7 protein-coding genes are annotated in these 9,488 nt (G+C 70.3%); all 7 read left to right on the plus strand.

The genetic code is table 11. The features are described from left to right. The first annotated feature begins 6 nt into the window (after nt 1–6). Complete coding sequence (locus tag ACLL9L_RS15610) at nt 7–423, plus strand: cobalamin B12-binding domain-containing protein (RefSeq protein ID WP_411285577.1); 417 nt, start codon at nt 7–9, stop codon at nt 421–423. Nucleotides 424–848: 425 nt separating this feature from the next. Next, the gene (locus ACLL9L_RS15615; protein WP_411285578.1) at nt 849–1,913 is read left to right on the plus strand and encodes a DUF3048 domain-containing protein; all 1,065 of its coding nucleotides are present in this window, start codon (nt 849–851) and stop codon (nt 1,911–1,913) included. Between the two features lie 148 nt (nt 1,914–2,061). Beyond that, the gene (gene sucC / locus ACLL9L_RS15620) at nt 2,062–3,267 is read left to right on the plus strand and encodes an ADP-forming succinate--CoA ligase subunit beta (protein ID WP_411285579.1); all 1,206 of its coding nucleotides are present in this window, start codon (nt 2,062–2,064) and stop codon (nt 3,265–3,267) included. A gap of 15 nt (nt 3,268–3,282) precedes the next feature. Further along, nucleotides 3,283–4,176, plus strand: a complete 894-nt coding sequence (sucD, locus tag ACLL9L_RS15625) for a succinate--CoA ligase subunit alpha (protein WP_411285580.1) — start codon at nt 3,283–3,285, stop codon at nt 4,174–4,176. A gap of 135 nt (nt 4,177–4,311) precedes the next feature. Continuing rightward, nucleotides 4,312–6,207, plus strand: coding sequence for an ABC transporter transmembrane domain-containing protein (locus tag ACLL9L_RS15630; protein WP_411285581.1), 1,896 nt, complete (start codon nt 4,312–4,314; stop codon nt 6,205–6,207). After that, nucleotides 6,200–8,122 carry an ABC transporter ATP-binding protein gene (locus ACLL9L_RS15635; protein ID WP_411285582.1) on the plus strand — a complete coding sequence of 641 codons (1,923 nt, stop codon included), beginning with the start codon at nt 6,200–6,202 and terminating at the stop codon, nt 8,120–8,122. Before ACLL9L_RS15630 ends, ACLL9L_RS15635 begins: the two co-directional genes overlap by 8 nt. A 244-nt stretch (nt 8,123–8,366) precedes the next feature. Then, a partial coding sequence (locus ACLL9L_RS15640) for a diguanylate cyclase domain-containing protein (RefSeq protein WP_411285583.1) occupies nt 8,367–9,488 on the plus strand: 1,122 nt, incomplete at its 3' end.

A 9,488-nucleotide genomic window follows, 5' to 3' on the forward strand; every position in this document is an offset into this window, starting at 1 on the left:
GCCCTCATGACTGAGTCGTCGCCCTCCTCACCCGTGCGTGTCGTCGTCGCCAAGCCAGGGCTCGACGGCCACGACAGGGGGGCCAAGGTCGTCGCCAGGGCGTTGCGGGACGCGGGCATGGAGGTGGTCTACACCGGGCTGCACCAGACGCCCGAGCAGATCGTCGAGGCGGCGATCCAGGAGGACGCAGACGTCGTGGGCCTCTCGGTCCTGTCGGGCGCGCACATGACGCTCTTTGCCAAGGTGGTCTCACTGCTCAAGGCCCGTGACGCCGCCGACATCGTCGTCTTCGGCGGGGGCATCATCCCCGAGGACGACATCCCCGAGCTCGAGAAGCTCGGCGTGGCGAAGGTCTTCACCCCCGGTGCCACGACCACGGACATCGTCGCGTGGGTCCGGGCGAACGTCGATCCCGACCGCTGAACCCCCTCGGCAGGTCCCGTGTTGAGGGTCTGTTCGGTCACGGATCGTTAAGAAGTTGGCAAAGGGCGTTGGATTGTGACGATCGATGTTGCAGGATGGTCATAGAAGGTCTCGTCTGAACCCCCACGATGACGATTCCTTCGAGTCGACAATGGACAGGGTCGGACCCCCGTTCCCCCAAGGCGGGTGTGGTCCGGACACCGCAGCGATGTGGTGGGTACGGAAGCGCAAGCCCCGGCATGACCGCATCGTCGACGAACGTGGGTGTGGGGCCGCAGCGAAAGCCGCGGCCCCACAACCGCGCTGGGGACCCCACTAACGAAGGCTCGCCCAGCATGCGCGCTCGACGCTCCGCCCCGTCAGGTCGTGACCGCGGCGCCGGTCGTGGCCCCTGCCGAGCTGCCGGCCATCCTGCCGGCCCGGGCGTGGTGCTGACGGTCCTCAGCGTGCTGGCCCTGGCAGGTTGCGCCGGCTCGCTGACCCCGCTCGGCACGCCGACGTCCGTCTCGACTGCGGGAGCCGTCCCGAGCGCCAGCACCCCACCCGCGGCCACCCCCTCGGCCACGCCGACGACCCCCACCGCGACCCCGACGGCGACCCCGACCGCCACCCCGACCGGCTCTGCCCCCACGGGTGCGGCACTGACCCCCCTGACGGGTGGCCCCGTCCTCGCGGTCAAGGTGGACAACACGGGCAGCTCCCGGCCTCGCGTGGGGTTGAACCAGGCGGACGTCGTCTACGTCGAACCGGTCGAGGGCGGGCTCACCCGCCTCCTCGCGATCTTCTCGACCGCCCAGGCGGCGCAGGTGGGGCCGGTCCGCAGTGCCCGCGAGTCCGACGTCGGACTCCTCGCGAACTATGGACCGGTCGCTTTCGCCTTCTCCGGCGCCTCGGCGGGGACGCTCGCCGTGGTCGGCGCCGGTGCCCAGAAGAATCTGGTGTTCGACGCCTCCCGACAGGGCTTTCGACGCGACGGGGGACGAGCGGCCCCCTACGACGTCATCGGTAGCCCCTCGGTGCTGCTGGCCCGCGCCGGCGGCAGTGCGCCCCCTGCCGACGTCGGTTTCCGGTTCGGCCCGGCGGTCGCCGGCGGGGTCGCCGGGACCCGTGTCCTCACCCGGTGGCCTGCCTCGGGCATCGAGATGGCGTGGGACCCGGCGCGGGGTCGCTACCTCGTCACGAGCGACGGCCGGCCGGACATCGACGCCGACGGCACCCAGCACGGCGCCGCCACCGTGATCGTCCAGACGGTGTCCAGCCACCTGTCGCAGAACCGGGACGTCAACGGGGTGCAGACCCCGGTGGTCGACGTCCTGGGCCAGGGGCCCGTCACCGTGCTGCGCGACGGGCAGGCCTGGTCGGGGCAGTGGTCGCGTCCCACCGCCTCCGCACCGACGTCGTTCTCGGCCAACGGCGCCGCTATCGCGATGGCGCCCGGCCCGGTGTGGGTCCTGCTCGTCCCCCATGGCCAGCCGGTCGCGATCGGCTGAGCCCGGCATACGGGGTGAGATTTGTCCCACCGCCCCTGACAGCGGTCCGGGGGCCGCGGGGGCCGCTAGAGTCCGGGAGGGCCAGGCTCCAGCCGTGACCGCAGCTGGCCGCGACCGCAAGCTCTTTCCATGATGGGATGGACGATCCGTGGATCTCTTCGAGTACCAGGCGCGCGACATGTTCGAGGCACACGGGGTCCCCGTGCTCGCCGGCGTCGTTGCAGACACCGTCGATGACGTGAGGGCTGCCGCCGAGACCGTCGGCTCCAGGAGCGGCGGCGTCGTCGTCGTCAAGGCGCAGGTCAAGACCGGTGGCCGCGGGAAGGCCGGCGGTGTCAAGGTCGCGAGGTCGCTCGACGAGGCCGCCGCAGCCGGGCAGTCCATCCTCGGCATGGACATCAAGGGCCACACGGTCCACCGCGTCATGGTCGCCGAGGGCGCGAAGATCGCGGAGGAGTACTACTTCTCGGTCCTGCTCGACCGGGCCAACCGCTCCTACCTCGCGATGTGCAGCAAGGAGGGCGGGATGGAGATCGAGCAGCTCGCCGTCGAGCGCCCCGACGCCCTTGCCCGCATTCCTGTCGACCCGAACGTCGGCATCGATGACGGCAAGGCCCGTGAGATCGTCGACGCCGCCGGGTTCGACGAGGCCGACAAGGACGCGATCGCCGAGGTGCTCAAACGCCTGTGGGACGTCTACCGCGAGGAGGACGCCACGTTGGTCGAGGTCAACCCGCTGGTCAAGACCGAGGGCGGCGAGATCATCGCCCTGGACGGCAAGGTGAGCCTCGACGAGAACGCCGGCTTCCGCCACCCCGGCCACGCGGCCCTCGAGGACACCGCCGCGGCAGACCCGCTCGAGGCGGCGGCGAAGGAGAAGGGCCTCAACTACGTCAAGCTCGACGGTGACGTCGGCGTCATCGGCAACGGCGCGGGGCTGGTCATGTCGACCCTCGACGTCGTCGCGTATGCCGGTGAGCAGGTGGCAGCCGACCAAGGCCTCAGCACCCCCCCGAAGCCGGCGAACTTCCTCGACATCGGCGGCGGCGCCTCGGCCGAGGTCATGGCCGACGGGCTGCACATCATCCTCGGTGACACCCAGGTGAAGTCGGTGTTCGTCAACGTCTTCGGCGGGATCACCTCCTGCGACGCGGTGGCCAACGGCATCGTCGGAGCGCTGGACGCGCTCGGCGACGAGGCCACCAAGCCGCTCGTCGTGCGGCTCGACGGCAACAACGTCGAGGAGGGCCGGCGCATCCTCGCGGAACGGGCTCACCCGCTCGTGACGATCGAGGAGACCATGGACGGCGCGGCCCGCAAGGCCGCCGAGCTCGCCGCATCGACCAAGAACTGAAAGGCGCACACGTCCATGGCTATCTTCCTGACTGCCCAGTCCAAGGTCATCGTCCAGGGTATGACCGGCTCCGAGGGCATGAAGCACACGACGCGGATGCTCGCCTCCGGCACCAAGATCGTCGGCGGGGTGAACCCCAGGAAGGCCGGCCAGAGCGTCGACTTCGACGGTGACGTCACCGTGCCCGTGTTCGGCTCCGTCCCCGACGCGATGGCTCAGACCGGCGCGGACGTCTCGGTGATCTTCGTCCCCCCGGCGTTCGCCCGGTCTGCCGTCCTTGAGGCGATCGACGCCAGCATCCCGCTCGCGGTCATCATCACCGAGGGCATCGCCGTCAAGGACACGGCTGAGTTCTTCGCCCACGCCCAGTCGACGGGCACGACGCGACTCATCGGCCCCAACTGCCCCGGCCTGATCAGCCCCGGGCTCTCCAACGCGGGCATCATCCCGGCGAACATCGCCGGGCCGGGGCGCATCGGGCTGGTCTCGAAGTCCGGGACGCTGACCTACCAGATGATGTATGAGCTGCGCGACCACGGCTTCTCCACCGGCGTCGGCATCGGCGGTGACCCCATTATCGGCACGACCCACATCGACTGCCTCGAGGCTTTCCAGAACGACCCCGACACCGACGCGATCGTCATGATCGGCGAGATCGGCGGCGACGCCGAGGAGCGGGCCGCGGCATACATCAAGGAGCACGTGACCAAGCCGGTCGTGGGCTACGTCGCCGGCTTCACGGCTCCGGAGGGCAAGACGATGGGGCACGCCGGCGCGATCGTCTCGGGTTCCTCGGGCACCGCTGCCGGAAAGAAGGAGGCCCTCGAGGCAGCCGGGGTCAAGGTGGGCAAGACGCCGTCCGAGACCGCCGACCTCATGCGCGAGATCATGAAGGGGCTCACCGCCTAGCGGAAGTTCCCCGCCATCAGATTGGTCGGGGGCGGCGGGGCGTTGCCTGTCCGGACGCGGCTGGCTCCTCCTGGGCGAGCGTCGCCGTCTTATCCGTTCGCGGCGAGCTGAGCATCGACATACTCTCGGTGAACCATGCGTGACTTCCCCCCGACCTTCACGACGTTCCTGCCGGAGGCGGACGGGGAGGTGGCGACCCACCCGGACACCCGCAGCCCCGGCGTGTTTCTGCGGTGGCACCTCGGACAGCAACCTGGAGTCATCGCGGCGGCGACGTGCGTGGGTTTCTTGTGGCAGCTGCCGCTGACCCTCGGGCCGTGGCTGGTCGGCAAGGCCGTCGACGAGGGGATCCTGGCCGGTTCCTCGTCGGACCTGTTGCGGTGGGCGGGTCTGCTCGGGCTCGTCACGGTGGTCGGAGCGGTGTTCGGCATCGCGATGCACACCCTGGTCGTGCGCAGCTGGCTGATCGCGCTGTACGGGACGATCCAGATGGTCGCCCGCAAGTCCGTGCAGATGGGTCACGTGCTGACCCGGCGGACGCCGACCGGCGAGGCGCTCAGCGTGGCGTCGAGCGACTCCGACGAGTTCGGCGCGCTGACGGAGATCACGGCGCGGGCGGGCTCGCAGCTGGTGGCGTACCTGGTGGTGGCGGCCATCGTCCTGAACACGTCGCTGGCGATGGGCGTGCTGGTGCTGGTTGCCGCCCCGGTCATCGTCGGCGCGGCGCTGCCGCTGCTGCGGCCACTGCACCGGCTCCAGGAGGTGGAGCGCTCCCGCAGCTCGGAGCTGACCTCGATGGCTACCGACATCGTCGCCGGCCTGCGCGTCCTGCGAGGAATCGGTGGTGAGCAGACCTTCGGCCGCAACTACTCCGAGCAGTCCCAGCGGACTCGCCGGGCGGGGATCTCGGCCGGGCTCTGGCAGGCGGCCATCGAGGCCACGGGAGTGCTGCTGTCCGGGGGGTTTCTGGTCCTGCTGATGTGGGCGGGCACGCGGCGGGTGCTCACCGGGGAGCTCAGTGTCGGCCAGCTCATCAGCTTCCTCGGCTACGGGCTGTTCATGCTCGGGCCGATCCAGACGTTCTTCGAGTTCGCGCAGAAGCTGACCCGCGCGCTGGTCTCCGCCCGGAAGGCCATCGTGCTCTTCGAGCAGGCGCCCCCCTGGCGCGAGCAGACGGTGCCGGTGCCGCTGCCCCTCGGCGGCGACCTGGTCGACGAGGTCACCGGCTTCGTCGCCGCGTCAGGGCTGCTCACCATCGTGGTCAGCGACGTCCCCGAGGCGACTGCCGCGCTGGCCGACCGGCTGGGGCGCTACCTGCCCGCTGACGTCGAGCCCCCGGCCGAGGAGCCGGGCCGGGAGCTGAAGGGCCGGGCAGCGCGCCTGGCCCGGGCCGAGCGCTCGGCCGAGCGGGCGCGGATCGCCGCGGCGGACGAGCTCCTCGGCCGCCGGGAGTGGGGCGTCCGGCTCGGGGACGTCGACCTCGGCGCAGCCAGCCTGGCTGATGTCCGCCACCGGATCGTGGTCAGCGACACCGCAAGTCAGGTCTTTGCCGGCACCCTGCAGGACGCCATCGACCCGCTCGGCCGGCTCACCCGCGAGGAGGCGGAGGAGACGATCAGGGTGGCCGACGCGGAGGACGTGTACGACAGCCTGCCCGGCGGGTGGCAAGGAGTGCTCGACGAGCGCGGTCGCGGTCTGTCGGGGGGCCAGCGGCAGCGGGTGGTGCTGGCCAGGGTGCTCGCCGCCGACGCCGGGATCCTGGTCCTCGTCGAGCCGACCTCGGCAGTGGACGCCCACACCGAGGCGCGGATCGCCGAGCGGGTCGCGTCCCATCGCCGGGGCCGGACCACCGTGGTGGCCACGGTGTCCCCTCTGTGGCTGCACCACGCTGACCGCGTCGCACTCCTGGAGGGCGGGCGGGTGGCGGCTGGCGGTGGGCACGACGAGCTGCTGGAGAGCAACGCCGCCTACCGGCGGCTGGTGGCTCGCGCCTTCGACGATGCGCAGGAGACCGAGGGCAGTCGTGCTTGACCTTCTGGGCAACTCCGCCGACACCTGGCGCGACCGCACGCTGGACCGGCCTGCGGTGCCACCCGACCTTGTCCCGCCCACCGACGCGACGGCCCGCGAGCGGCTGCGGGCGCTCCGACGCCGCCACCTCCTGCGCGAGGAGCGGGCCCGGGACGTCTTCGCGCAGTCGCGCAATCCCGAGCGCGGGTGGCCGGTCGCCGACAACGCTGCGGTCGGGGGGTTCTTCCGCCAGTTGCTGCGCGAGCGGCGGGGTGCGTTCGCGGCCATGGTCGTGCTGAACGCGCTGGCCGCGGCCAGTGGACTACTGATCCCCCGCCTCCTGGGGGATCTGATCGACCGAACCGTCAGCGGCGCGTCCTCGACCTCGACGGTGACGTCGCTGGCGGCGGTCATCGTGGCCGTCGTCGTGGCGCAGACCCTGTTCACCTTCGCGGGTCAGCGCACGTCGACGCTTTTCGGGCAGGATCTGCTGGCCTCGGCGCGGGAGTACGTGGTGGGGGTGATCCTGCGCCTGCCGCTCGGCCGGGTCGAGGGCGCCAGCACCGGAGACCTGGTGACCCGGGTGACCCGTGACGTCGGCACCATGAGCAGGGCGGCGCAGTACGGACTGCCGACGGCGATCATCTCGCTGCTGACCGTGTGCCTGTCGATCGCGGCCATGGTGCTCAACTCACTGGTGTTGGCGCTACCGGCGCTGCTGCTCATCGCGGTGTCGATGGTCCAGGTGCGCCGATACCTGCGGCGGGCGCAGCGCTGCTACATCACCGAGGGAGCGACGTACTCCCAGATCAACACGACGCTCACCGAGACCGTCGAGGGCGCCAGGACCGTCGAGGCGCTGGGCATGGCCGATGTGCGGTTGCAGTCCGGCCACGACGACATCGCGGTCTCGGCGCAGGCGGAGCGCTACGGCCTGACACTGCGCAACCTGCTGTTCGCGGTGATCGACATCGCCTTCAACGCCCCCCGCGTGATCATCGTCCTCGTGGGTGCCTACGGGTACACCCGCGGTTGGGTGACGCTCGGCCAGATCACCGCGGCAGTGCTGTACGCCGAGGCGCTGACCGGCCCTCTCGACCGGCTGATCGGCGAGGTGGACCGTCTGCAGATCGGTGTCGCCTCGACCAGTCGGTTGCTCGGCATCGCCCAGGTGGCACCGGACCGCGTGCCCGGCGACCGGCGCCCGGTTGGTCCCGAGCTCGTCGGAAGAGACCTTCGGTTCGCCTATCGCGAGGGCCACGACGTCCTGCACGGCATCGACCTGGAGCTGCGGACCGGCGAGCGGCTGGCCATCGTGGGCCCCAGCGGCTCGGGCAAGTCGACCCTGGGCAGGCTGTTGGCCGGCATCAACGGGCCTCGCACCGGGTCGGTGCGCATCGGCGGTGTCGAGCTGACGGAACTGCCCCTGGAAGTGCTCCGCACCGAGGTCGCGTTGGTGACCCAGGAGCATCACGTCTTCGTGGGCTCGGTGCGCGACAACATCCTGCTCGCGCGGGAGGAGTCCGACGACGACACGGTGTGGGCCGCGCTCGGAGCAGTGGGCTCCGCCGACTGGGTGCGCCGCCTGCCGGCGGGCTTGGACACGCTGGTCGGCTCGGGGAACCAGTCCCTGACGCCGGCCCACGCGCAGCAGGTCGCGCTGGCCCGGTTGATCATCGCCGACCCGCACACGCTGGTCCTGGACGAGGCGACGTCGCTGATCGACCCGCGGACTGCTCGGACCCTCGAGGGTTCGTTGAACGCCCTCATGCTGGGCCGGACTGTCGTGGCGATCGCGCACCGACTGCACACCGCCCACGACGCCGACCGCATCGCGGTGGTCATCGAAGGCCGCATCACCGAGCTCGGAAGTCACCATGAGCTGGTCCAGCTCGACGGGGAGTACGCCGCGCTGTGGCGCGCCTGGACGAGCTGAGGTCAGCACCCGATCCACCATGGCTGAAGGCACGACAAACGACTGCGCACTGCGGAGCGACCTTGTGGCCCGAACACTCCGGGAAGTCGCTCGACAAGGTCGCTGCTCCGCCGTCCCAGCTCGCAGCGTCAAGGTGGGGCTGCCCCACGCCGATCATGAGGACCTAGGCCCGTGATGTGCCGAGTCGGAAGGGGGCGTCCTGACCAGGTCCACAGCCGTCTTTCGCCTGTGTGCGGTCGCGGTTGTGGTGTGGCTCGGGGCGTTCGGCACCTGGCTGCGGCTGGGTCCCGACGCAGCATGGGTCAACTACGTCATCACCGACCTCACCTACGTCCTGGCGGCTGCGGGAGGCGCTGCCGGCTGTGCCTGGGCCGCCCGCACCCGTTCTGAGAGTCGGGCCGGATGGCGGTGGCTGTCGGCCGGCTGTGTCGTCTGGCTTGTCGGCGCGTTGGTGTGGACGTACTACGAACTCGTCCTGCATCGCTTCTCCCCGTCCCCGTCACTCGCTGACGTGGGCTTCGTCGGATATGCCTTGCCCGCAGTGGTGGGGCTGAGCAAGCTCGCCGGGGCGGGCGCACGAACGTTCCTGCGGACCAGGATGTGGCTGGACGGACTCGTCATCTCGCTGGCAATTTTCACCATCAGCTGGCTGATCGTCCTCGCGCCAGTTCTCGCGAGCCTGCCGGACGGTAACTGGCTGGTGCGGACCGTCAGCCTGGCATATCCGTTGGCGGACATCGCGATCGCGTCCGTTGTCCTCGTGCAGATCATGCGAGCGGCACCCGGCCGGCGGGTCCCGTGGATGCTCCTAGGAGCTGGCCTGCTGGTGCTGGTCTTCACCGACTCGGTGTACGTACGAGACGCCGTCTCTGGTACCTACCAGGCCGGTGGACTTCTCGACCTGGGGTGGGTGGCGGCCTTCCTGCTCGTGGGCCTGGCGGGATTGAGTCCTGAGGACGAGGAGGAACGGCCTGTCGCACACCAGTGGTGTCTGGCCCAGGAGTCACTGCCCTTCGTGCCGGTGACCCTGACCTTTGTCATCTTCGGGGTGACCAGGCCGGCCCTGTCGATGTCTGAGCCCACCGTCTGGATCCTCGCAGCCCTGCTGTGCGTCGTAGCAGGCCGATACGTCGTCACGATCAGTGACCATCTCCGCCTGGCCGCCGGCCTCGAAGCCACGGTCGCAGAACGGACCGCTGATCTGTCTCATCAGGCGTTCCACGACAACCTCACAGGCGCACCGAATCGCCATGCCTTCCTCCAGGAGCTGTCCCGACGCATCGCCGGGTCGGTCGGCGGGACACAGTGCGCCGTGCTGTACATCGACCTGGACGGCTTCAAGGCCGTCAACGACGGACTCGGTCAC

This window comes from Lapillicoccus sp. (assembly GCF_046595215.1).
GTDB lineage: Bacteria > Actinomycetota > Actinomycetes > Actinomycetales > Dermatophilaceae > Lapillicoccus.

Excerpts from the sequence above, each read along its gene's own strand:
- ACLL9L_RS15610 (WP_411285577.1), top strand. The coding sequence starts at position 7 with ATGACTGAGTCGTCGCCCTCCTCACCCGTGCGTGTCGTCGTCGCCAAG.
- sucD (WP_411285580.1), top strand. The coding sequence starts at position 3,283 with ATGGCTATCTTCCTGACTGCCCAGTCCAAGGTCATCGTCCAGGGTATG.
- ACLL9L_RS15630 (WP_411285581.1), top strand. The coding sequence starts at position 4,312 with ATGCGTGACTTCCCCCCGACCTTCACGACGTTCCTGCCGGAGGCGGAC.